This window comes from Aureimonas sp. SA4125 (assembly GCF_019973775.1).
GTDB lineage: Bacteria > Pseudomonadota > Alphaproteobacteria > Rhizobiales > Rhizobiaceae > Plantimonas.
The window spans coordinates 4,135,992-4,158,144 of record NZ_AP025032.1 but is presented as its reverse complement, the minus strand read 5'-3'; the positions used below and the strand labels follow the sequence as shown (position 1 = coordinate 4,158,144).

At 66.6% G+C, this 22,153-nt stretch carries 19 protein-coding genes; 4 read left to right on the top strand and 15 right to left on the bottom strand.

Features of this window, described 5'->3' with window-relative positions; translation table 11 throughout:
• Positions 1-55: 55 nt before the first annotated feature.
• The 10 genes from Sa4125_RS19710 to Sa4125_RS19665 form a co-directional block, all read right to left on the bottom strand.
• On the bottom strand, positions 56-2,362 hold the full coding sequence (locus Sa4125_RS19710) for an EAL domain-containing protein (RefSeq protein WP_224000822.1): 2,307 nt from the start codon (positions 2,360-2,362) through the stop codon (positions 56-58).
• 153 nt (positions 2,363-2,515) lie between these two features.
• Positions 2,516-3,253, bottom strand: a complete 738-nt coding sequence (locus Sa4125_RS19705) for an SDR family NAD(P)-dependent oxidoreductase (protein ID WP_224000820.1) — start codon at positions 3,251-3,253, stop codon at positions 2,516-2,518.
• Entirely contained in the window at positions 3,250-4,119 is an 870-nt protein-coding gene (locus Sa4125_RS19700) for a fumarylacetoacetate hydrolase family protein (protein WP_224000818.1), read from the bottom strand. Before Sa4125_RS19700 ends, Sa4125_RS19705 begins: the two co-directional genes overlap by 4 nt.
• A 112-nt stretch (positions 4,120-4,231) precedes the next feature.
• Positions 4,232-5,218 carry a TonB family protein gene (locus Sa4125_RS19695; protein ID WP_224000816.1) on the bottom strand — a complete coding sequence of 329 codons (987 nt, stop codon included), beginning with the start codon at positions 5,216-5,218 and terminating at the stop codon, positions 4,232-4,234.
• Positions 5,215-5,736: a TonB system transport protein ExbD gene (gene exbD / locus Sa4125_RS19690; protein ID WP_224000814.1), complete on the bottom strand. Its 522-nt coding sequence runs from the start codon at positions 5,734-5,736 to the stop codon at positions 5,215-5,217. The genes Sa4125_RS19695 and exbD overlap by 4 nt, the downstream gene beginning before the upstream one ends.
• A gap of 4 nt (positions 5,737-5,740) precedes the next feature.
• Positions 5,741-6,889, bottom strand: a complete 1,149-nt coding sequence (exbB, locus tag Sa4125_RS19685; RefSeq protein WP_224000806.1) for a tonB-system energizer ExbB — start codon at positions 6,887-6,889, stop codon at positions 5,741-5,743.
• A gap of 210 nt (positions 6,890-7,099) precedes the next feature.
• Positions 7,100-7,504 (bottom strand): hypothetical protein, encoded by a 405-nt coding sequence (locus tag Sa4125_RS19680; RefSeq protein WP_224000804.1) that lies wholly within the window; start codon positions 7,502-7,504, stop codon positions 7,100-7,102.
• Between the two features lie 208 nt (positions 7,505-7,712).
• Positions 7,713-9,341: an ABC-F family ATP-binding cassette domain-containing protein gene (locus Sa4125_RS19675; protein WP_224000802.1), complete on the bottom strand. Its 1,629-nt coding sequence runs from the start codon at positions 9,339-9,341 to the stop codon at positions 7,713-7,715.
• A 198-nt stretch (positions 9,342-9,539) separates the two neighbouring features.
• Positions 9,540-10,577 carry a reverse transcriptase family protein gene (locus tag Sa4125_RS19670; RefSeq protein WP_224000800.1) on the bottom strand — a complete coding sequence of 346 codons (1,038 nt, stop codon included), beginning with the start codon at positions 10,575-10,577 and terminating at the stop codon, positions 9,540-9,542.
• The gene (locus tag Sa4125_RS19665; protein ID WP_224000798.1) at positions 10,567-10,890 is read right to left on the bottom strand and encodes a helix-turn-helix transcriptional regulator; all 324 of its coding nucleotides are present in this window, start codon (positions 10,888-10,890) and stop codon (positions 10,567-10,569) included. Before Sa4125_RS19665 ends, Sa4125_RS19670 begins: the two co-directional genes overlap by 11 nt.
• 256 nt (positions 10,891-11,146) lie before the next feature.
• Here Sa4125_RS19665 and Sa4125_RS19660 point away from each other — a divergent pair, with 256 nt between their 5' ends.
• On the top strand, positions 11,147-11,980 hold the full coding sequence (locus Sa4125_RS19660) for an IS5 family transposase (protein ID WP_223999936.1): 834 nt from the start codon (positions 11,147-11,149) through the stop codon (positions 11,978-11,980).
• A gap of 375 nt (positions 11,981-12,355) precedes the next feature.
• On the opposite strand, the gene Sa4125_RS19655 is transcribed toward Sa4125_RS19660, so the two are convergent.
• On the bottom strand, positions 12,356-13,507 hold the full coding sequence (locus Sa4125_RS19655) for a YbfB/YjiJ family MFS transporter (protein ID WP_224000796.1): 1,152 nt from the start codon (positions 13,505-13,507) through the stop codon (positions 12,356-12,358).
• 425 nt (positions 13,508-13,932) lie between these two features.
• Positions 13,933-14,970 carry a glycosyltransferase family 1 protein gene (locus tag Sa4125_RS19650; protein WP_224000794.1) on the bottom strand — a complete coding sequence of 346 codons (1,038 nt, stop codon included), beginning with the start codon at positions 14,968-14,970 and terminating at the stop codon, positions 13,933-13,935.
• Between the two features lie 117 nt (positions 14,971-15,087).
• On the opposite strand from Sa4125_RS19650, the gene Sa4125_RS19645 reads away from it, so the two are divergent.
• A complete protein-coding gene (locus Sa4125_RS19645) occupies positions 15,088-16,266 on the top strand; it encodes an NAD-dependent epimerase/dehydratase family protein (protein ID WP_224000792.1) in 1,179 nt (392 codons plus the stop codon).
• Between the two features lie 225 nt (positions 16,267-16,491).
• On the opposite strand, the gene Sa4125_RS19640 is transcribed toward Sa4125_RS19645, so the two are convergent.
• The 3 genes from Sa4125_RS19640 to Sa4125_RS19630 form a co-directional block, all read right to left on the bottom strand.
• On the bottom strand, positions 16,492-17,136 hold the full coding sequence (locus Sa4125_RS19640) for a nucleoside triphosphate hydrolase (RefSeq protein WP_224000785.1): 645 nt from the start codon (positions 17,134-17,136) through the stop codon (positions 16,492-16,494).
• Positions 17,137-17,150: 14 nt separating this feature from the next.
• Positions 17,151-18,638: a siroheme synthase CysG gene (gene cysG / locus Sa4125_RS19635; protein WP_224008052.1), complete on the bottom strand. Its 1,488-nt coding sequence runs from the start codon at positions 18,636-18,638 to the stop codon at positions 17,151-17,153.
• Positions 18,639-18,852: 214 nt separating this feature from the next.
• A complete protein-coding gene (locus Sa4125_RS19630; protein WP_224000783.1) occupies positions 18,853-19,281 on the bottom strand; it encodes a heme-binding protein in 429 nt (142 codons plus the stop codon).
• 239 nt (positions 19,282-19,520) lie between these two features.
• On the opposite strand from Sa4125_RS19630, the gene Sa4125_RS19625 reads away from it, so the two are divergent.
• The gene (locus tag Sa4125_RS19625) at positions 19,521-20,507 is read left to right on the top strand and encodes a ChaN family lipoprotein (RefSeq protein WP_224000781.1); all 987 of its coding nucleotides are present in this window, start codon (positions 19,521-19,523) and stop codon (positions 20,505-20,507) included.
• A 233-nt stretch (positions 20,508-20,740) separates the two neighbouring features.
• Positions 20,741-22,102 (top strand): esterase-like activity of phytase family protein, encoded by a 1,362-nt coding sequence (locus Sa4125_RS19620; protein WP_224000779.1) that lies wholly within the window; start codon positions 20,741-20,743, stop codon positions 22,100-22,102.
• Positions 22,103-22,153 lie beyond the last annotated feature (51 nt).

Sequence of the window (22,153 nt, the reverse complement as noted above, 5' to 3'; positions counted from 1 at the left end):
CCGATTGCGGCCCTGTCGAAGAAGTGGGCCGAAGGTCTGGTCCCACTATGCGCTGTCAGGCAGGCCGGCGCCGTGGCCGTGCTGCGGCGGCATCCGGCCGCTCGGCGCGCTCGCGCATCAAGGTCGCTGTCGTCTCCGCATCGCCGGGGCGGGCGAAGAGGTAGCCCTGGCCCAGGCCGACGAAAGACGGATCGCCGCCGAGATCGCAGGCAAGCGAGCGCAGCCGCGCCAACTGCTCGGCGGTCTCGATGCCCTCCGCCACGATGCCGAGGCCGAGCTTGCGGGCAAGATCGATGAGCGTCTCGACGATGGGTCCGCTGCTGGCGTCGACGAGGAGACCGTCGATGAAGGATTTGTCGACCTTGATCGAATCGACCGGCAGGCTGCGCAGGTGAGTCAGCGAGGCAAAGCCGGTGCCGAAATCGTCGAGCGAGACCCTCATTCCGTCGCCCCGCAATTCACTGATGGCCTTGATCACCGCGGCTTCATTGCCGTCGAGGAACACCGACTCGGTCACTTCCAGGACGACGTGGCTCAGCGGCACGCCGACATTGCCAAAGCTGTCGTTGAGGCGCGAGCGCAGGTCGCCGGACTGGAAGTCGGCGGCCGTCGCATTGATCCCGACCCTCTGGAAGCCGATGCCTGCATCGAGCCAGCCCCTGACGTCGGCGGCGATCTGCGGCAGCATCTGCCCGGTGAGACCATAGGCGATGCGGTGTTCGTCCAGCGCCTCGTGAAAGGCGCCCGCGGCCAGGATCGTGCCATTGGGCTCGCGGATACGGGCCAGAGCCTCGAGAGCCACGATCTCGGCGGTGTCGAGCCGGACGATCGGCTGGTAGAACGGCAGGACGCGATGCGCGAGCAGCGCCTCGTCGACATGGCGGACCATGTTGATCCGTCGCACGATCGCGTCGCGCATTTCCTCGCGAAAGGCGACATAGCCGCCCCGCCCCGCTGCCTTGCTGGCGAGGAGAGCGAGACCGGCCTTCTGGCGCAAGCTGTCGGTGGTATCGTTCCGGTCGGCGATGGCGCCGCCTACCGAGATCTGCGGTGAGATCGTCTCGCGACCGAAGGCAAACCTGCGGCGCACGGCGGCAATGATCCGTGCCGCGACCATGGCGGCTTCGGCTTCCGTCGCGCTGCCGTTCAAGGTGATGGCGAACTCGTCGCCGCCGATGCGGGCGACCAGGGCCTCCTGACCGACCGTCTCGAACATCCGGTCGGCGACGTTCTGCAACACCGCGTCGCCTGCGGCGTGGCCGAGCGTCTCGTTGAGATCCTTCAGCCGGTCGACGTCGACCAGCAGGAGGCCGACCATCACATTGTCCGAGAACGCCACCCGGCGGCTGAAGGTATCCGCCAGATGCGCGCTAAAGGCCGCCCGGTTGGAAAGACCCGTCAGGACATCGTAGTTTTCGGCCTGCCAGAGCTCGGATTCGGCCGCCCGCAATTGCGTGATGTCCTGCACCGTACCGTAGAGCCGCCGCGCGCCAGTGCCGACGATCTCCGCGTCGCCGGTGACCCGGACGCGCTTGGTGGTGCCGACGTCGGTGACGATCTCCATCTCCTCGTCGAAGGACTTGCCCTCGTTCAGGGCCAGGTCGACCAGGTTGCGCACGAAGATCCGCTCATGCTTGGGGTAGATCGACAGCGCGCGCTCGGTCGTTATTTTCGTCCCCGGCGGGATCTCGAAGATGCGGTAGCTCTCGTCCGACCAGGCGATGCTTTCGGTCGACACATCAAAGGTCCAGGATCCGATGGTGGCGATCGCCTCGACATGGGAGAAGTGACGGTCCCTGAGACTGGCTTCCTGCCGCTGCTCCATCAGGTCGTAATGCTGAAGCGCGGCATCGGCGGCGATCCGGAACCCCTGGGTCGCCGTCTTGTGGCTTTCGATCAGGCCGAGAGCGACGAGCCCCAGACGGCACAGAAGGCTCGATTCGGCTTCCGTCAGCTGCCGCGGCTTCACGTCTATGAGGCAGAGACTGCCAAGTGCAATCCCTGGCTGGACCACCAGGGGAACCCCGGCATAGAAACGCACATGCGGCGCTTCGGCGACGAGGCCGCTTTCGGCGAACCGGTCATCCGCCAGGGCATCCTCGACGACGAAGATCTTGTCGCTCTGAAGGGTCAGGTCGCAGAAGGCGCTGTTCTGGGCGATCTGGACCGCGTCCAGACCAGCGACCGCCTTGAACCAGACCCTGTGGCTGTCGAGCATGGTCACGGCGCAGGCCGTCACGCCGAACATTTCCCGGACGCTGTCGACCAGCGCATTCAGCGGCGCGGAGGGTGCGCTGTCCGTGGTTTCGAAGGTCGCCAGTTCGGCGAGCCTCTCTGTCTCGATCGCCAGGGAAGAATTCATGCGCCGGATCCCAATGCAGACGACAGAGGCGATCGTACAGACAGCTCCATAAGGAAGGATGAAGTCGGTCGGCGAGAGCCTCGCCGCGCCCGCCGGCTGGATTGCCCGGTCAGATCTCCCCCGCCGGCGGTCCCGGCGGGGCTTTGGGAGTCGTCAGTAGGTTGCGCGACCCCCGGAAATGTCGAAGACCGCGGAGGTCGTGAAGGAGCATTCCTCGCTGGCGAGCCAGCAGACGAGGCTGGCGACCTCGTCGACCGTGCCAAAGCGGCCGATGGGGATCTTCGACAGCATGAAGGCGATATGCGCCTCGCTCATCTGGTCGAAGATCGCCGTCTTCACCGCTGCCGGCGTCACGCAGTTTACCGTGATGCCGGTTGTCGCCAATTCCTTGCCGAGCGACTTGGTGAGGCCGATCACCGCCGCCTTGGAGGCGGAATAGGCCGACGCGTTGGGATTGCCCTCCTTGCCGGCGACCGAGGCGATGTTCACGATGCGGCCGTAGCCGCCGGTCCGCATGAACGGCACCACCGCCTTGTCGCAGTGGAAGAGGCCGTGGACGTTGACGTCGAAGACCTTTCTCCAGGCGTCCGGCGGATAGTCCTCGAGCGTGGCGTTCGGACCGGTGATGCCGGCGGAAGCGACGAGAATGTCGATGCCGCCGAGCCTTTCCGCCGTTTCGGCCGCAGCCTTTTCGACGGACGGCCAGTCGGCGATGTCGAGCGACACGGCCATGCCGCCGAGCGTGGCGGCCTCTGCCGCTGCCCGTTCGGCATCGCGGTCCCAGATCGCCACCGTGCCGCCCTCGGCGACGATCCGCCGCGCGACGGTGAGGCCGATACCGGCGGCACCCCCGGTGACGACCGCCCGGCGGCCGGAGAAGCGCCCGCTCATTCCGCCGCCGCGGGGTAGACGGCGTCGAAGGCGACGACCGTCTGGCGCTGGCTGCCGAGCTTGTCGATGCCGAGCGTCACGACGTCGCCCGCCTTCAGATACTGCGGCGGCTTCATGCCCATGCCGACACCGGGCGGCGTGCCGGTGGTGATGACGTCGCCCGGCTCCAGCGTCATGAAGCGGCTGACATAGGAGACGATGTGGGCGGCCGAAAAGATCATCGTCGCGGTGGTGCCGGTCTGCTTGCGCACACCATTGACATCGAGCCACATGCCGAGCGCCTGGACGTCGCCGACCTCGTCCTTGGTGACGAGCCAGGGGCCGATCGGGCCGAAGGTATCGCAACCCTTGCCCTTATCCCAGGTGCCGCCACGCTCGATCTGGAATTCGCGCTCCGACACGTCATGGATGAGGGCGTAGCCGGCGACGCAGTCCAGCGCCTTCTCCTCGCTGACATGGCGGGCCGTGGCGCCGATGACGATGCCCAGTTCGACCTCCCAGTCGGTCTTGACGGAATCCTTCGGCAGCATCACGTCGTCGTTCGGTCCGACGATGCAGCTCGTCGCCTTCATGAAGACGACGGGCTCCTCCGGCACCGGCAGGCCGGATTCGGCCGCGTGATCGGAAAAGTTCAGGCCGATGGCGATGAACTTGCCGACCCGGGAGACGGGGCAGCCGAGACGCGTTGCCGCATCCACGACCGGCAGGCTCATCGGATCGAGTGCCGCGATCTCGGCCAGACCCTCGGCTGACAGGCGGGCGGCATCGAGGTCGCCGATCGCGCCCGACAGGTCGCGGATCGTGCCGTCGGTGGCCAAGAGACCCGGTTTCTCGCCGCCGAGCGGACCGTGGCGTAACAGTTTCATGCGTCTTCCTCCCGAGATTGACGGGCCCTGAATTACGCCTTTCGGCGCGACGGTCAATCCGTCGCGGCATGCACTGGCGGCGGGGAGTCCACCGGCGTTGCCGACGCCGCGACTACATGTTGACGGGCACGACCAGCGAGACGGTGCGCCCGCCAACGCCCTCGGGCGGGGCGGGGATCGGGCTCGCGCGCCGCACCAGCGCTATGGCTTCGGCATCGAAATCGCCGTTGCCGGAAGAGCTGGCGAGACGAGCGGAGACCACGCGGCCGCCGCGGTCGATGGTCACCGCCACGCGGGCGACGCCCCTCGTCGAGATGGTCACCTTGCGCCGGAATTTCCGGAAATGGCTGACCGCCCGGCGCTGCCAGGAGGCCGGCGAGACGCGTGGCGCCGACGACGCATTGCGCGCCGGCGCGGAGTCGGAGCGCTCGGTGGTCGCGGTGCGCCGGGGAGTGGCGCGGGTGACCTCGCGGCGCGCCGGCTTCTCGGCCACGGTCTTCTTCTTCGGCGGCGGCGGCTTGCGGACTTCCTTTCGGATCGGCTGTGGCCGGGGCGGGGTCGGGCGGGCCATCGGGATGGGGGCGTTCAGGATCGCCTCGGCCTCGGTCTCCACCGCCGGCAGATCCGGCACGATCTCCTCCGGCTCGGGGAGCGGCTCGGGTTCGACGATCTCGGGTTCTGGCGGGGGCGGCTCCGGCAGCGGTGGCTCCGGCGGCGGCCGTGTGACCGGGGGCTCGGGCGGCGGCGGCGTCACCTCCGGCGGTGGCTCCTCGACGACGGGTTCGGGCGTCGGCAGAGGCTCGGGGGCAGGCTCCGGCGGCGGCGCCACAGGCTCGGCCGGCGCCTCGGCGACTTCCGGCGCGGGTTCTTCCACCGGTTCGGGGGCAGGCGGCGGTGCTTCGACTTCGGCCGTCACCGGCTCCAGTTCGATCATCACGGCTTCGTTGATCTCGCCGATGGTGCCTTCCGGCGGCGGCATCGCAAAAGCAAGCCAGACGAGCCCACCATAGGCGGCGGCGACGACACTCGCCGCCAGGCCCCAGCGCCAGGCGCCGCTGCCGGATGCCTCGAGGGCGCGTAGGTCGGGAGCCTCGGTCATGGCGTCGGGAGCGCGGGCGCGTCGCCCGGCGAGGCAGGAAGGGACGGTGCGAGAGTGCCGGGGCCGCCGGCGCCCGGCGCGGAAGGGCCGGCCGGCGCTGCGGTATCCTCGAGGCCGACGAGGCCGATCTTCAGGTAGCCGGCCGAGCGCAGCACGTTCATCACGGTCATGAGTTCGCTGTAGGCGACCGCCCCGTCGGCGCGCAGAAAGATGCGCTGCTCCCGGTCACCTTCGCTCTGCCGGTCGAGAACCGCCTGCAGCGCTTCGCGCGCGACCGTCTCGTTGCCGAGAGACAGCGAGAGGTCCGCCTGCACGGTGAGAAAGATCGGCTCCTCCGGCCGCTGCTGCGGCGCGGCGTTGGAAACCGGCAGGTCGACGGGCACGTCGACCGTCGACAGGGGAGCGGCGACCATGAAGATGATGAGGAGGACGAGGACGACGTCGATGAACGGCGTCACGTTGATGTCGGAAACCTCGCCGGTATCGTCGTCGCTGCCGGAGCCGAGCTTGATCCCCACGGGCCTACTCCGCCGCCTGCCGCCGCTCGCCCGCGACGAAGCGCTCGCGGCGGTCGAGATCGCGGCTGAGATGGCGCAGCACTTCGGCCGAGGCATCGGCGAGGACCGCGCGGTAGCCGGCGATGGAACGGGCGAAGACGTTGTAGATGATGACCGCGGGAATGGCGGCGACGAGGCCGATGGCGGTGGCGAGCAGCGCCTCGGCGATGCCGGGCGCGACGACGGCAAGGTTGGTCGTGTTGGCGCGGGAAATGCCGATGAAGGCGTTCATGATGCCCCAGACCGTGCCGAACAGGCCGACGAAGGGCGCGGTCGAGCCGATGGTGGCGAGAAGGCCGGTGCCCCGCGACATCGAGCGGCCGGCCCGCGCCTCGATGCGCTGCAGCGCGATCTGAACGCGCTCCTTGATACCGTCGGCCGCGAGGTGCTGCGAGCGGGTGATCTCGAGCGCGGCGGCAGCGGCGAGCGCTGCCACGGGGCCGCGCTTCGGCCACGCCCTGTCGCGCTCGACTGTGGTGATCTCGCCGAGGCTTTCGGCGCGCTCCAGCCGCCGAAGGGCGCGGGTGGCGCGGCGGCGCGCCATCGCCAGTTCCAGCGCCTTGGCGAGCCAGATCGTCCAGGTGACCACCGAGGCGAAGGCAAGGCCCAGCATCACCGCCTTCACGACGATGTCGGCGGCCATGAACATGCCGAAGGGCGAGAGATCGTGCGGCAGGGTCGCGGCCGGGCCGTCGCGACCGGCGTCGGCGGTCGGAGCGTCGGCGAAGGGCGGGGCCGTTTCGACTGGCGCTGAAAGCGCCGGTGCGCCCGTGGCGTCTTCGGGTGCCGCACCGGCCGCCGCTTCGCCCGGTCCGGACGGCTGAACGACGGGCGAGCTTTGTTCAGGAGCCGGGGCGGGAGATGTCGCTGGACCCGACGGGGTCGCGGGTAGGACGGGGGCAGGGGACGGCGAAGGGGAGCTTGAAGCGGCAGGTGCGGTCGGCGCGGCAAGAGCCGGCTGTGTGGCCGGCGCAGCAGGCGCTTCGGCGGGCGCCGGGCTTGCCGGCGCATCCTGCGCGGCGGCGGGCGCGACCAGCACCGCCAGCGCGAGACAGACGGCCGCCAGCTGGCGCGAGGGGCACATCGGTCCGGACCGGGCGGAAAAGCGTGGCATGGCGGCGTCTCTCTCGATGTCGTCGAAACCCGGGGGGACCGCCCGTGCGGTCTCCCGGCGCACCCCCGTACAGGTGAACATGATAGGGATGATCAGGTTTCAATAGACATCTCGCAACGCAAACGCCAGAGCGGATCATCATATTGGAAACGTTCTAGATTTCGCGCGCCCGAGAGATGCGCGGCCGTCGCCGTTGACCCCCGCGCGGCGTCAGGAAAGATAGCGCCGGACCAGGAACTTACCGCATCCCCTGGTCAGCACCTCGCCGGCAAAGGCCTGGCCGTCCTCCGAAAGCCTGCCGACCAGCGGCACGGTGACGAAGCCGCCCGGCTGCGTCAGCCAGAGGCCGGGATCGACGGTAAAGCTGTTCTCCTCCAGGTCGTACAGCGCCGTCACGGCGAAAGCGCCGGCGGAAACGCCGGGGTTCTCCTTCACGGCGCGGAAGGCGAAGGTGCCGACATAGCCGCCGCGCGGATCGGGCGAAAAGGTCAGGACGAGGCCGGTCACGCCTTGCGCGCAGTCGTAGGTGCCCTGCCAGGTGCCGGAGAGGTCGGGGGTCTCGTCGGCCAGAGCCGGCAGCGGCAGGAGGAAAGCGAGGAGAGCAAGGCGGAGCATGAGGGGTCTCCCGGATGCCGCCATTGTGGCAGGGATTTTGGCGCGATGCACCCCGGCCTGGCCGATGAGAGGGCGGCGCTTCTCCTGTGGGCGATTGGTACGGGGGGCATGCGTCGCCGTCACTCGCCGCCTTGGCGCCCGAGCCCGGCAGAAGTGGCGCGCCACCAGCATCAGCCGCCCTGCCACCTCGCGGCCCGCGCCAAAGCCCTTATCCCCGGGCGCGTTTCTTCTGCTTGCCTTCGCGGACCTGGCTCGGCGCGCGCTGGCCGGCGCGGGTGCGTTCGAGGACGAATTTGGCGTAGTCGTCCATGTCGCCGTCGAAGGGCTTCACATGGCCGTCGGCGGCGAGCCACAGGCGGTCGGCGACGAGTTCCATCAGCGAGCGGTCATGCGTGACGAGGATGACGGCACCCTCGTAGTCGTTCAAGGCGTCGAGCAGCGCCCGGCGGGAATCGATGTCGAGATGGTTCGTCGGCTCGTCGAGGATGAGGATGTGCGGCGCCGTCATCGCCACCTGGTTCAGCAGCAGCCGCGCCCGCTCGCCGCCCGACAGCGCGTCGACGATCGTCTCCTGCTTGTCGAAATTGAAGCCGAACTGCGACAGCTTCGAGCGCCGCTGCGCCTCGGAGGCGTCCGGCAGCGACCGCCGGATGATGTCCATCGGCGTGTCCTGCGGGTCCAGCGCCTCGATCTGGTGCTGGTGGAACCAGCCGACTTCCACCCGGCGGTCGCGCTGCATGCGCCCGGACAAAGGCTGCAGGGCGCCGGCGGCGAGTTTTGCGAAGGTCGACTTGCCCGCGCCGTTGACGCCGAGAAGGCCGATTCGGTCGTTGACGTCGAGGCGAAGGTTCAGCCCCTTCAGCACCGGCACGCCGTCGGCATAGCCGACGTCGACCTCGTCGAGCTGCATCAAGGGCGGCGCCAGCGGGCGTTTCGGCGAGGGCAGCGTGAAGGGCGCGATGCGCTCCTCGATGGTGAGGCCGACGGGTTGCATCTTGGCGAGGCGCTTCATCCGCGACTGCGCCTGCGCGGCCTTGGAGGCCGTCGCCTTGAAGCGGTCGACGAAACTCTGGAGATGGGCGCGCTCGGCGTCCTGCTTCGATTTTGCCGAGGTCGCGAGGCGCTGGTTTTCGGCCCGGCGCGTCTCGAAGTCGTCGTAGCCGCCGGTGTAGAGGTCGAGCTTCTTTTCCGAGACATGCAGGATGTGGTCGACGGAATTGTTCAGGAGCTCGCGGTCATGGCTGATGATCAGCGCGGTATGCGGATATTTTTTCAGCCGCGCTTCCAGCCACAGCGCGCCTTCGAGATCGAGATAGTTCGTCGGCTCGTCGAGGAGGAGCATGTCGGGCGCCGAGAACAGCGCCGCCGCCAGCGCCACGCGCATGCGCCAGCCGCCGGAAAATTCCGACATCGGCCGGTCGAGATCGGCGGTGGAGAAGCCGAGGCCCGCCAGAATTTCCGCCGCCCGCGCCGGCGCGCCGTCGGCATCGATGTCGAAGAGGCGCATGTAGATGTCGCCCATCGCCTCCGGCTCGGCGGTCTCCAGCGACGCGGTCAGCTCGGCGCGTTCGAGATCGGCCTCGAGAATGGTGTCGATGAGGCTGATGGGCGTTGCCGGATGCTCCTGGTCGACCGACCCGATCCGCGCCGCCTTCGGCAGCGCGATCTCGCCGCCATCGGGCGACAGCGACCCGAGGATCAGCTTGAACAGCGTCGACTTGCCGACGCCGTTCCGCCCGACCAGCCCGACCTTCGCCCCGACCGGCAGGAGCACGCTCGCATCGTCGAAGAACTTCCGGCCCCAGCCGTTGAAGACGAGATTGTTGATCTGCAGCATGGGTTCAGCCCGGACATCGGAAAAGCGGAGCGCGACGGCAGGCGCAGCCGGATGGCCGTCATGCTGCAGTGCAATGCGAGGGGGTGCTGTAGCACAGGGCGGGGGTGGTGGCGAGGGTGGGTTTGGCCAGTACCTGCACAGTGAGGCCATTGCTATGTTGGAAAAAACAGAGCTGCAACGAGTCCGCACAACATTCAACTACCAAGGAAGGCCCAATGGATCAGCCATTTTCGGGGCGGGAGGCGACTTCGTGACTTCATTACGTGTGGCTTCTGATGCAAATCGCCTTGCGGACCTTTTCTGTCTCAGTGAGTTCATCTGATCGGAAATCTTACGGCCTGTTTCCGAGGTTGATCCGGATATATGGCGTAGAGTTCCTAAATATGAAAGCAGGCGCTGGCAGATTTCGTCGCGCTCATCATCCGACAGCGCTGTATGATATTCAGACCACGCAACTCTAATTTTCAGATTTAGCGAGCTTGGCGCGATAAGTTTGCGCCCGACCACTCCGATACCTGTTATAAATACCGGACGATTTCCATTTCTATATTTAACCGCATGCGATTTCAGTCCTGCATCACGTACCACCCAACGTATTTCATTCAGGACCTCTCCTGGAATAAAACGACCTGAAATAGTGAGATCGTCAACCCATACCGAATATGTCAATCCCCGATTATCGCAAATACGAGCGATCTGATCGAACATAGACTTATGAATTAGACTGCACAGTACCGGAGTTAAGGGGGAGCCAAAGGAAACTTTGCCATCAACCGTGCATAAGTCAGTTAGCAGTCCAGAAACATCCTCGTACATTCCAAGTTGATCGCGCATCCACGACCTGACCATACTTTCATTTGTGGAAGGATAGAACTGCTTAAGATCAAGTGTTAGATACTGATTTTGCTCGAGGTGTAGTGCTGCATTGTCTCGTTGACTTCGGCGCAGACGCGGACTAAATAAGTAATTCGGCTGTTTAACCTTATTAAGCTGGTACTTAAGGCGCTCGTGTAGGGCTCGTAGCCGACCTTCCGGATAGGCCAGCTCGCGGATTTTGCCCTTCTTGCCGATGATGGCTGTTCTGCGTACTATAAAGTGTTCTTTGTAATTTCGAAGTCTACGTAGGTCGTCGCGCGTTTCACCAAGTAATTGAGCAACATCTCTCTGGGTTGGCTTTTGCGCTAACGGTGAACGCTCGAGCTCATAGCGCTCTCGCTGTTGACTTCTAGGAAGCATCAGCAATCTCCCGCGGCGACAAAGTGTCGAGCAGAGATAGAACTCTATTCGCAATTATAAGCTTCCCTCGCGTTTTAACTGGCTCTCCATTGAGCTCTTCTGCAAAAAACAGGATTTGAGACATCTTGATATTGAATTTAGTGCTGTATCTCTCAAGAACTTCCATGGAGACGGGCTTCGAGCCGTTCTCGATATCGGAAATCATAGACTGGGAAATTTCAAGCTCCGTGGCGATACGCTTCTGCGAAATCCCTAGATACAGGCGCAGCAGCCGAAGTGCTTGATTAATCATTGGACGCTTAACATCGCTCATGTTCGACTCCTTTTCGGCTATCTTCGAGGTCGCCGCTCACTCCCGGTCTGACAACCAGAACCAGAAACGCACAACATAAAATGCTGCCTGACCTATGCCGACGAACAGCTTGAAAAGCCAAACGCGGTTAAGCCGGCGGCGACGCCGCTGGTGACGATTTTCGATGCTCATTTCTTTTAGAGCCCGATCCGAAAGTTGTTGAGCAATACCAGTATGTTGTGATTCAGGCCGTCTTTGCGAGGAGATGGAGTGAACGATGGCATGGTCTGGTATTGCCCGGCGCGAGCATAGCCGGGAGGGGTTGCGGTATCCAAGCGATATGACGGATCGGGAGTGGATGGTGACGGCTCCGTTTATCCCAGCCGCGAAACGCGGAGGGCGGCGCCGCTCGGCGGACATGCGCGAAGTTGTGAACGCCTTGCTCTACATCGCATCGAGCGGATGTGCATGGCGGCTGTTGCCCAAATGCTTTCCGCCGGTTTCGACGGTGCGGCGCTATTTTTACGCGTGGCGCGATGCCGGTCTGTTCGATGCGATCAACATGGCGCTGGTCATGAGCCTGCGCGAAATCGAAGGACGCGAAGCCTCGCCCAGTGCCGGTGTCATCGATAGCCAGTCGGTCAAAACCACGGAAAGCGGCGGGATTTGCGGCTATGACGCCGGCAAGAAGATCAAGGGCCGCAAGCGCCATATCCTCACCGACACCTGCGGCTTCCTGGTCATGATTCTCGTGCATGCCGCCGATATTCAAGACCGGGACGGCGCCGTCGATGTGCTCAAGGCGATACGCCGGCGTTTCCCGTGGCTGCGCCATGTCTTCGCCGATGGCGGTTACGCCGGGCAGAAACTGCGCGACGCGATCGCCCGCCATGGCGACTGGACCATCGAGATCATCAAGCGATCAGATGTCGCCAAAGGCTTCGAGATCCTGCCTCGACGGTGGGTCGTCGAGCGCACTTTCGCGTGGCTCGGACGATGCCGCCGCCTCGCAAAAGACTGGGAAACTTCCGTCTCCTCTTCAACCGCATGGGCGCTGATCGCCTCCATCCGCATGCTTACCCGGCGAACCGCAAGATATTGCTACGCTTGAGAAACTTCTGAATCGGGCTCTTACCTCTGATCCCGCCGGCACTATTGCCGACGCCCGTTGAGTCAGAGGACTGTTCAGCGACGTTTGACCTCGAATATGCCGCACCCGGAGCCCGACGGGTGCGGCGCGCGGCCACGGTCCCTGCCAGACACGGGATTGAAACGGGAACACTGCGTTCCCACAGGGCTCCAGGCCCCACATTTAGACGGGTTCAGCATGAGCAATCACCACAGCCCGACCTTAACGATGCGACAACGGATGTCAAATTGAAAATCGCCCAGAGCGATAATTAACAGCAGAAGTTTGTCGGTGAGCCGCGTTTAGCCCTTCACCAAGCTCAGGATCAGGGCCATTGGAAGGGGGCGCAACCTCTCGCTATGCCACCCCCTCCCGCCTCGCCATCGCCACCGCCAGCATCGCCGCGCCCGCCGTGACCACCCCCGCCGAGGCCAGCAGCGCCGTGTCGTAGTCCGCTGGCCCCTCCACCAGCCAGCCCGTCGCCACCGGCCCCAGCATCTGACCCAAGCCGAATCCCGCCGTCAGGACGGCGAAGCCGCGGCCGTTCAGGCCTTTGCGGCCGAGCGGCATGGTGAGGAGGGTAATGGGGATGAAGGTGCCGCCGAAGAGGACGGCGGCGGCGAGCGCGGCGGTGCCGCTGTCGCTCATGACAGGCAAGGGGATGCCGAGGATCTGCGTCAGGAAGGCGAGGAGGAGGGCGAGGGAGAAGCCGATGCGTTCGGCCAGCGCGCTCCAGAAGAGGCAGCTCGGCAGGCCGGCGAGGCCGACGATGATCCAGACCCAGCTGCCGATGTCTTCGAGGCCCGGGCGGGATTTGACGATGGCGACGATGAAGGTGGCGAAGACGGAATAGCCGAGGCCTTCTGCCGTGTAGCTCGCAAACAGCGGCCAGAAGGGGAGCGGGCGGGGGATGCGCTTGGTGTGGGGGTGGGTGCGGGCGAAGGCCTGGAGGTCGCGGTCGCCGACGAAGGCGAGCATCACCGGCAGCAGCGCGGCGCAGCCGAGGCCGGCGGCGATCCAGAGGCTGGCTGCGGAAAGATGCGGCTCGGCGAGGTGGACGAGAAGGCCGGAGGCGGCGATGCCCGAGCCGACGCCGCCGAACACCCAGCCGATGCGCGCCTCCTGTCCGATCCTGGCGAGCGCTTCGGCGATGATGCCGGCGGCCGAGATCATCGCGAGCGCGCTGGCGATGCCCGACAGGGCGCGCAGCGCGTACCAGAGCGGCAGGTTTTCGGTGAATCCCATGGCCAATGTCGTCGCCACGCTGAGGACGAGGCCGAGGCGGAAGGTGGCGAGCCGCATCGCCGCGCCCGAGACGAGGGTGACGAGGAGCGAGCCCAAGAGGTAGCCGGCAAAGTTAAAGCCGGCGATGAGGCCGGCGGTATCGACGCCGAACCCGTGCTCGGCGCGCATGATCGGCAGCAGCGGCGTGTAGTAGAAGCGCCCGACGCCCATCACCACGGCGAGCGTCAGGAAACCGCCGAGGAGGAGGCGCGACAGGGGTGACATCGGGGCATTCCTTGGACATGCGCGTGTTTGGGGGCCTTAGCAGGAGACGGGGGCTCCCGGCACCCCTGTTCCTGCATGGCGGCCGGGTGTGCTGCGGGATCGGCCATGCCGCCTCCGCCCGTGTCGCCGCTTTCACCACGGGCCATCCACGCGGAACGAGCGGTGATTGTCGGCCGCCGACCTCCGGCCCTCGTCATCCTGGGGCCCTGGCCCCGGGGATCCATGCCATCGCGCTGGTGTTCACTCTCGGGGTCAGGATTTGGCTGGGTATCCCGACGAACTGGGCCGACGCCCGTCCCCCGTCTCGGCATGGATCCCCGCGCTACGCACGAGGATGACGAAATCAACGCTGTCTGAAGATGGCCGGTGCCGGTGTCGGATTGGCAGGCTTCGACATAATCGTCTCGGCCTCAGGCGGCTCGGGCTCAGCCCGCCCAGGCCGAGGGCGGGATCGGCACGAGATTCTGCGCGAACTGCCGCGTGCACTCGGCCCAGGAGAAGCTCTCGGCGAAGCGCCGGCATCCCTCGCGGTCGATCGCGAGCGCTTCCAGCGCCGCGGCGCGTAGGTCCTCCGAGAGGACGCCGTGCGGCGTGCCGCCGACGATGTCGCGCGGGCCCTGGACGGGGAAGGCGGCGACCGGCGTGCCGCAGGCCAGCGCCTCCAGCACCACGAGGCCGAAGGTCTCGAAGCGCGAGGGGAAGACAAACACGTCGGCGGCGGAAAAATGCCGGGCGAGATCCGCGCCATGGCGGTAGCCGAGGAAATGCACGTCCGGAAAGGATTTTGCGAGAGCGGCAGCGGCCGGTCCGTCGCCGACGACGACCTTCGACCCGGGCAGATCGAGCGAGAAGAAGGCCGGCAGGTTCTTCTCGGTCGAGACGCGGCCGACATAGAGGAAGATCGGCCGCGGCAGGTTCAGGAAGTCGGCGTCGAAGCCGGGCGTCTCCCGGTGCGGATAAAACGCCTCAGTGTCGACGGCGCGGCCCCAGCTCCGGATGTTGCGAAAGCCGCGGGCGGCAAGCTGGCGCTCCAGCGTCGCCGTCTGCACCATGAAGCCCTGTCCGGCATTGTGGAACCAGCGCTGCGCGGCATAGGCGGGGCCCGTGCCGAAGCCGAGGCGCATGGCGAAATAGTCGCCGAAGCGGGTGTGGAAGGAAGTGGTGAAGGGGAGGCCGCGCTTGACGCAATAGTGGCGCGCGGCCAGGCCGATCGGCCCCTCGACGGTGATGTGGATGGCGTCCGGCCGAAACGCCTCGATCATGTCCGGAAGAGCGCGGCCGAGCGTCATGGCGAGGCGTACTTCGGGATAGCCGGGGGCCGCAAACGTCGTCGCAAAACGGTCCGGCCCGATCACCTCGACCACGTGCCCGTCGGCCTCGAGATGCCTCGCCGTCGTCTCGAACACACGGACGACACCGTTGATCTGCGGCGCCGCAGCGTCGGTCGGGATCAGGATGCGCATCGAATTTCCTTGGGCGTGAGGCTGCGAATGGCTTGGGCCGATCTATATCGGGATGCTAGGGCATGCAAAGACCGGCGTATCGGCCGGCGGCCCGCGTTCGAGTGGAGTGGATCAGAGATGAAGATTATCGTCCTCGGCGGTGACGGCTTCTGCGGCTGGCCGACCGCGCTGCATCTCTCCGCTCAGGGCCATGAGGTCACGATCGTCGACAATCTCGTGCGCCGCGCCACCGACATCGAACTCGGCGCGGCGAGCCTGACGCCGATCGCCCCGATCGAGGAGCGACTCAGCGCCTGGCGCGAGACGCGCAACACGCCGATCGATTTCGTCGCCCTCGACGTCGCCCGCGACTACGACGAAATGGAGGCGCTGTTCCGCGACCTGCAGCCCGACGCGATCGTGCACTTCGCCGAGCAGCGGGCCGCGCCCTATTCGATGAAGTCGCCGCGCCACAAGCGCTACACCGTTGACAACAACGTCAACGCGACGCATTCGGTGCTCTGCGCCATGGTGGAGGCCGCGCCCGACGCCCATCTCGTCCATCTCGGCACCATGGGCGTCTACGGCTACGGCAAGGCCAAGGGGATGCGCATTCCCGAGGGTTATATCGACGCGACGCTGCATTCGGGCGGCGTCTCGACCGATGTCGAGATCCTCTACCCGGTCGATCCCGGCTCGGTCTACCACATGACCAAGACGCTCGATCAGCTGCTGTTCCTCTACTATGCCAAGAACGACGCGCTGGCGATCACCGACCTCCACCAGGGCATCGTCTGGGGCACGACGACCGAGGAGACCGAGCTCGACGAGCGCCTCGTCAACCGCTTCGACTATGACGGCGACTACGGCACGGTGCTGAACCGCTTTCTGATGCAGGCGGCGATCGGGCATCCGCTGACGGTCCACGGCACCGGCGGGCAGACGCGCGCCTTCATCCACATCCGCGACACCGTCCGCTGCATCGAGCGCGCCGTCTCGACGCCGCCCGAACGCGGCAGCCGCGTGCGGATCATGAACCAGATGACCGAGACGCACCGCATCCGCGATCTCGCCGAGATGATTTCGGGCATGACGGGTGTGCCGGTCGAGCATCTCGACAATCCGCGCAAGGAGGCTTCGGAAAACGATCTCGTCGTCGCCAACGACACGCTGATCGGCCTCGGCCTCACCCCGACGAAGCTCTCGGACGGGCTGATGAACGAGGTCGTCGCCATTGCCCGCCGCTATGCCGACCGCTGCGACCGCTCGAAGATCGTCTGCTCCAGCCGCTGGGTGAAGCCGCTCGCGGCAGAGTAGGGGCTCCAGCCAGCCGCTGTGGCCGCGACGGTGACGCCTGTTCTTCTCCCCGCCGGGGAGAAGTGGCCGGCAGGCCGATGAGGGGCGCCGAAGGCGGCTGTATCTCATGCGGTGCGGATGACTGTGATGATGTCGGCTGCGCCGCCCCTCATCGCGCTCCCGCGACCTTCTCCCGGAGGGGAGAAGAAGCAGCTTCGGCCCAGCGCTGGATTGGAAATCGAACGCTTACCCCGCGTCCGTGCGCAGGCAGAAATCCGCGGGCAGGCTGTGGTCGAGGACAAGGCGCAGATTCGGAAGGTCGTTGCCTTCCATCTTCTGCCGCATGTCCTCGCCTTCGAGCCCGAACCCCATCCAGCGCTCGGTGAGCCGGGCCTCAAGGACCGCAGGATCGGCAACGAGCATCACGGTGACGTCGAACAGCGGCTTCAGGTCGCACCAGCCGGGTTCGTCGAGGAGGAGGTAATTGCCTTCGACCAGAACGATGCGGGCCGTGCCGGGAATGATGGCGGCGCCGGCGCGGGCGATTTCGATCTTGCGGTCGAAGAGGGGGACGGCGATGTCCGTGCCGTCGTCGGCCTTCAGACGCTGGAGCATCGCGCGGAGGCCGCCGAGATCGAAGGTGAAGGGCGCCCCCTTGCGCGGGCGGTGTCCGCGCGAATGCAGCACGGCATCGTCGAAGTGATAGCCGTCCATCGCCAACACGCCGCAGAGGCCGGGGGTTGCGGCATTGAGCCGGTCGGCCAAGGTGGCCGTGGTGGTGGACTTGCCGGCGCCGGGCGGGCCGGCCAAGGCGACGAGAAGGCGGCTGCCTTTGCCGGCGTCGGCCAGTAGGCGTGCGATGAGCGTGTCGGCCGAGAGCGTCCTGGTCATTCCCGATCGTCCCGTCAGGCCTCGGCCGCGGCGTTCCGGGGCTCCACCCCGGCGGTTTCGACGGCGGCGACACAATCCTGGAACACCCGGCCGACGCCGATGAGGATCGGCCGGTCGACGCCGATTCTGGCGACGATGGCGCCAAGGTCGGCGAGGTGGCCGGTGCCGCGCGACTCGTCGGCGCGCGAAATGTTGGCGGCGACGGCGACGGGCGTCTCGGCGGGCAGGCCATGGGCCATGAGCATGGCCGCAATCTTCGGCGCCATGCGGCCGCCCATGTAGAAGACGGTGGTGGCGTGGTCGTCGGCAAGCGCCCGCCAGTCGAGATCCTCGGGCAGGCCGCCCTTCTTCGAATGGCCGGTGACGAAGCGCACCTGGGTGGCCCGGTCGCGGTGGGTCAGCGACACGCCGAAACCGGCGGCGAGCGCCGAGGCGGCGGTGATGCCGGGAACGATTGCGACGGGAATGCCCTCCGCCTCCAGCGCCGCGATCTCCTCGCCGGCCCGGCCGAACACGCCGACATCGCCGGATTTCAGGCGCACCACATGCTTTCCGGCCCGTGCGAACTGGATCATCAGGGCATTGATGTCTTCCTGGCGGCAGCTCTCGCGCGCCGCGCGCTTGCCGACGAGCATGCGCTTGGCCTCGCGCCGGGCAAGTTCCAGGATCTCGTCCGAGACGAGATCGTCGAAGAGGATGACGTCGGCCGCCTGCAGCGCCCGGACGGCCTTCAGCGTCAGCAACTCGGCTTCGCCGGGACCGGCGCCGACGAGGGTGACGCGTCCGCCGGCCTCCGGCGAGGCGGCCAGGCCGTCGACAAGGGCGGCGAGCGCCGTGGTGTCGGCAAGATCCGGCACCCGTCCGGTAAAGGCGCGGGAGGAGAAGTTCTCCCAGAAGCTGCGGCGGCGAGGACCGGCGTCGAGCCTTGCCATCACCTCGCCGCGCACGCTGGCGGCCAGCGCCGCCCAGCCGGAGAGGGCGCGCGGCAGAAGCGTCTCGATGCGGCGGCGGATGGCCTGGCCGAGGATCGGGGCAGCGCCGTCGGTGGAGATGCCGATGACGGCGGGCGAGCGGTTGACGATGGTGCCGAAGCGGAATTCGCAAAAGGCCGGCTTGTCGATGACATTGACCGGAACGCCCGCGGCGCGGGCGGCACAGAAGAACGCCTGTGCCGCGGCGTCGCTGTCGCAATCGGCGACGGCGAGCGATGCGCCGTCGAAACTGTCGAGGCTCCACGGGCGGTCGCGGTGCGTGATCGAACCCGCCACGGGACCGGCGGCGATCAGCGCCGCCATCTCCTCGCCGATCTCGTCCAGGGGCACGTCGAGCACGACCGCAGCGCCGGCCGCTGCCAGAAGCTCGGCCTTCCACGCCGCGCCCGCGCCGCCGCCGGCCATGGCGACGCGCTTGCCGGCCAGATCGAAGAACACCGGCAGCGTCGCCAGCGGCTCGATCCGGCGCGCGGCGCGCGTCTGCGCTGCGTCGGCGGAAACGAGGCGCATTTCGGCAGGGCGGCGGTCGTTGCTCATCTCGCTCCTGTGCGGGCTGTCTCTCTCGTCAGACAGGCAGGGGGTTCAGACAGGCAAGGGGTTCATCCTCGCCCAGGTCCGCAATGTCGGCGCGGGGAGGGGGCCTGTCGAGGATTGCTTTTGCCAGTTTGCCGGCCGGGGGGGAAATCCCGTCCCGGCCGGTCGGCTCTGATGCGTTGCGGTCGGCCTACCCGTGGTCGGCGGTGAGGCCGGCGGTCTCGATGCCGGCGACGGCGCAGGCCTCGTCATTGTCCGACGTGTCGCCGGTGATGCCGACGGCGCCGAGAACGCGGCCGTCCTTGCCCCGCACCAGAACGCCGCCCGGCACCGGCACCAGCGATCCGCCGGCGAGCGCGTTCATCGCCTGGATGAAGAAGGGCTGGGTCTCGGCGCGAGTCTGCAGGGCGCGCGAGCCCATGCCGAGTTGCACCGCGCCATTGGCCTTGCCGACGGCGATATCGGGCCGCATCGGGCTCGCGCCGTCCATCCGCTCCAGCGCGATCAGCGAGCCGCCAGCATCGAGGACGGCGATCGTCAGCGGCTTCAGGCCCATCTCCACGCCCTTGTCGAAAGCGGCCTTGATGATGATGCGGGCATGGGCGAGGGTGAGGGTCATGCGTGTCTTTCCTGCGGTCGTTCGCGCGCCGGCGGCCGGCAGCGACGGAGATGATCGGTTCCAGCTTCCGCCGGATGTCGTGCTATCCATAAACGACCCCCGGGCCGGAGCAATGGCCGCGTGTGACTTCGCGTCTCGTTCGCCGCCGAGGAATGTCTATATCTAACGCGTCGCGACCGGAAAAGGCGATGGCGGCGGGCTGCCGCCGCATCCACCGCAGCTTTGCATGAAAGTGGCCGATGAAGTCTCTCCGCCGGCTGGTACAAGCTCTGTCGCTCACCTTGGTGCTGAGCGCTCCTGCCGCTGCCTTCGAGATGCCGTCGGAATGGCTCTCGGCGCATTTCCAGGACAATCCGCTCGTCGGCTCCCTCTGGAGCGGCGACGGCAGGCGCAGCGATGCGGCAGCCTTGACCGCGGCGCTGGGCGGCGCCGACTTCGTTCTTGCCGGCGAGATCCACACCAATCCCGACCATCATGCCATCCAGGCAGGGATCGTCGAGGCGTGGGTGGCGGCCGGCCGGCGCCCGGCCGTGGTGTTCGAGATGATCTCCGCCGACGAGGCTCCTGCACTCGACACCTTTCTCGCCAGACCCGGCGCGACGGCGGAGGGCTTTGGCGCGGCGGTGAAGTGGACGGAGCGGGGCTGGCCGGATTTTGCCATGTACCGCCCGGTCGTTGCCGCTGCGATGGCGCACAGGCTTCCCCTTCATGCCGGCGATCTCGGCCGCGAAACCATAAGGCGGATCGGTCGCGAGGGCGTGAAATCCCTGCCGGCTGGGGAGGTCGGGCGGCTCGGGCTCGACGGGCCGATGCCGGGCGGCACCGAGGAGACGTTGACGGCTGAACTGAAGGCCTCGCATTGCGGGCTTCTGCCGGACGAGGCGCTTGCGCCGATGCTGATGGTGCAGCGGGCGCGCGACGGGGCGTTGGCGAAGGCTTTGATCGAAGCCTCGGGGCACCGCCATGGCCTCCTCATCGCGGGCGCCGGGCACGTTCGCACCGACTATGCCGTGCCGGCGCTCCTTCGCGCCCGCAAGCCGGATGCCACGATCGTCTCGATCGGGATGATGGAGGTCTCTGACGGCAAGACCGCGCTCGCCGATTACGGCATTTCCGCCGCCACGCCGGCGCCCTACGACTTCGTGCTGTTCACCCCGCGCGCCGATCTTGCCGATCCCTGTGAGGGGATGGCCGAGGCGATGAAGACGATGGCGCCGGCGAAATAGGGCCGCCGGGCAGCAGCCTTTGACATCGGAAGCTTGCAGGTGGCGAGAAGCCCCGGAAAAATCTCGTGCGTTTGCCCCGCATTCTGCGTCGGTTGGGAAAAGGATGGCCGCGTTCGTCGCCGGCTCACGGCAACCGGGATTGCCGGAATGTCATGCCTTGTTCACGCCTGCGTCAACGGCCTGTCACCCAAAACCGCTGTCTTCCGCCCACCCATCACAGGAGACAGAGACCCATGACAAAGATTCTCGCGCCCAGCATCGCCCTTCTGCTTCTGGGCATGTCCGGCGCCACAGCGCAGTCCGTCGAAGGCCAGGTGTTCGACGCGACGCTGGCCGGTCAGGCCGTCCTTCCGGCCGCGACCGTCGTCGCCGCCCCGGCCGATGCGCCAACGTTCCTGAAGCAGGCCGGCAAGTTCACGACGGCCGACCGCCTGCGCACCACCGAGCTCGGCAAGGTCCCCGGAATGGACGGCAAGCGCCCGACAAATGCCGGCCTGCCGATCGACGGCCAGTCCGTCCAGGGCTTTTCGGGCATTCGCAAAATGCCGGACGGCACCTTCTGGAGCCTCTCCGACAACGGTTTCGGTTCCCGCGCGACATCGAGCGACGCGATGCTGATGCTGCATCATCTCGCCATCGACTGGGCGACAGGCACCGTCGATCGGACGGAAACGATCTTTCTCAGCGACCCCGACATGAAGGCGCCGTTCCCGATCACCCTCGAAGGCACCGACACGCGTTATCTCACCGGCGCCGACTTCGACCTCGAATCCATCCAGCCGGTCGCGGACGGATTCTGGGTCGGCGAGGAATTCGGCCCCTATCTCCTGAAGTTCGACCTTCAGGGCCGTCTGCAGTCGACCCATGCGACGCGCATCGGCGAGACGAAAGTCATATCGCCGGACAACCTGACACTGAAGCTGCCGGACAACCCCACCAAGCCGTTGCCGAGCTTCAACCTGAAGCGCACGGGCGGCTACGAGGGCCTTGCGCTCTCGCCGGACGGCACGCGCCTCTACGCGCTGCTCGAAGGTCCGCTCTACACCGACGGCAAGGTCGCGACCACCGAGGATGGCCGCATTGGTCTCGGCATCATCGAGTTCGACACCGCCAAGGACGACTGGACCGGCCGCTCCTGGCTCTATCCGCTGGCCGAGGGCGGCGAGGCGATCGGCGACTTCAACATGATCAGCGAGACGGAAGGCCTCGTCATCGAGCGCGACAACGGCGCCGGCCGTGCCACCGAAGCCTGCAAGAGTGAGCCCGCGGCAGACTGTTTCGCCACCCCGGCCAAGCTGAAGCGGGTCTACAAGATCGAGATGACCGATGAGAACGCCGGCAAGGCGGCGCGCAAGGTCGGCTACATCGATCTCCTTGCCATCAAGGACCCGAACGGTCTCGCCAAGCAGGGCGGCAGGGACGGGACATACGACATGCCCTTCGTGACGATCGAGAATGTCGACCGCGTCGACGAGACCTATATCATCGTCGGCAACGACAACAATTTCCCCTTCTCGGCCGGCCGCGAACTGGACAAGACCGACGACAACGAGTTCGTCCTTCTCGACGTCGCCGATTTCCTCAAGGCCAAGTAAGCGCAAACCGGCGGCGTGGGCTTCTGCCTGCGCCGCCGCTCTGGCTCGAGG

What these genes read in the sequence shown, in the direction of transcription:
- Sa4125_RS19710 (WP_224000822.1), bottom strand. Translation starts at nt 2,362, where the DNA reads ATGAATTCTTCCCTGGCGATCGAGACAGAGAGGCTCGCCGAACTGGCG.
- Sa4125_RS19705 (WP_224000820.1), bottom strand. Translation starts at nt 3,253, where the DNA reads ATGAGCGGGCGCTTCTCCGGCCGCCGGGCGGTCGTCACCGGGGGTGCC.
- Sa4125_RS19700 (WP_224000818.1), bottom strand. Translation starts at nt 4,119, where the DNA reads ATGAAACTGTTACGCCACGGTCCGCTCGGCGGCGAGAAACCGGGTCTC.
- Sa4125_RS19695 (WP_224000816.1), bottom strand. Translation starts at nt 5,218, where the DNA reads ATGACCGAGGCTCCCGACCTACGCGCCCTCGAGGCATCCGGCAGCGGC.
- exbB (WP_224000806.1), bottom strand. Translation starts at nt 6,889, where the DNA reads ATGCCACGCTTTTCCGCCCGGTCCGGACCGATGTGCCCCTCGCGCCAG.
- Sa4125_RS19680 (WP_224000804.1), bottom strand. Translation starts at nt 7,504, where the DNA reads ATGCTCCGCCTTGCTCTCCTCGCTTTCCTCCTGCCGCTGCCGGCTCTG.
- Sa4125_RS19675 (WP_224000802.1), bottom strand. Translation starts at nt 9,341, where the DNA reads ATGCTGCAGATCAACAATCTCGTCTTCAACGGCTGGGGCCGGAAGTTC.
- Sa4125_RS19670 (WP_224000800.1), bottom strand. Translation starts at nt 10,577, where the DNA reads ATGCTTCCTAGAAGTCAACAGCGAGAGCGCTATGAGCTCGAGCGTTCA.
- Sa4125_RS19665 (WP_224000798.1), bottom strand. Translation starts at nt 10,890, where the DNA reads ATGAGCGATGTTAAGCGTCCAATGATTAATCAAGCACTTCGGCTGCTG.
- Sa4125_RS19660 (WP_223999936.1), top strand. Translation starts at nt 11,147, where the DNA reads ATGGCATGGTCTGGTATTGCCCGGCGCGAGCATAGCCGGGAGGGGTTG.
- Sa4125_RS19655 (WP_224000796.1), bottom strand. Translation starts at nt 13,507, where the DNA reads ATGTCACCCCTGTCGCGCCTCCTCCTCGGCGGTTTCCTGACGCTCGCC.
- Sa4125_RS19650 (WP_224000794.1), bottom strand. Translation starts at nt 14,970, where the DNA reads ATGCGCATCCTGATCCCGACCGACGCTGCGGCGCCGCAGATCAACGGT.
- Sa4125_RS19645 (WP_224000792.1), top strand. Translation starts at nt 15,088, where the DNA reads ATGAAGATTATCGTCCTCGGCGGTGACGGCTTCTGCGGCTGGCCGACC.
- Sa4125_RS19640 (WP_224000785.1), bottom strand. Translation starts at nt 17,136, where the DNA reads ATGACCAGGACGCTCTCGGCCGACACGCTCATCGCACGCCTACTGGCC.
- cysG (WP_224008052.1), bottom strand. Translation starts at nt 18,638, where the DNA reads ATGCGCCTCGTTTCCGCCGACGCAGCGCAGACGCGCGCCGCGCGCCGG.
- Sa4125_RS19630 (WP_224000783.1), bottom strand. Translation starts at nt 19,281, where the DNA reads ATGACCCTCACCCTCGCCCATGCCCGCATCATCATCAAGGCCGCTTTC.
- Sa4125_RS19625 (WP_224000781.1), top strand. Translation starts at nt 19,521, where the DNA reads ATGAAGTCTCTCCGCCGGCTGGTACAAGCTCTGTCGCTCACCTTGGTG.
- Sa4125_RS19620 (WP_224000779.1), top strand. Translation starts at nt 20,741, where the DNA reads ATGACAAAGATTCTCGCGCCCAGCATCGCCCTTCTGCTTCTGGGCATG.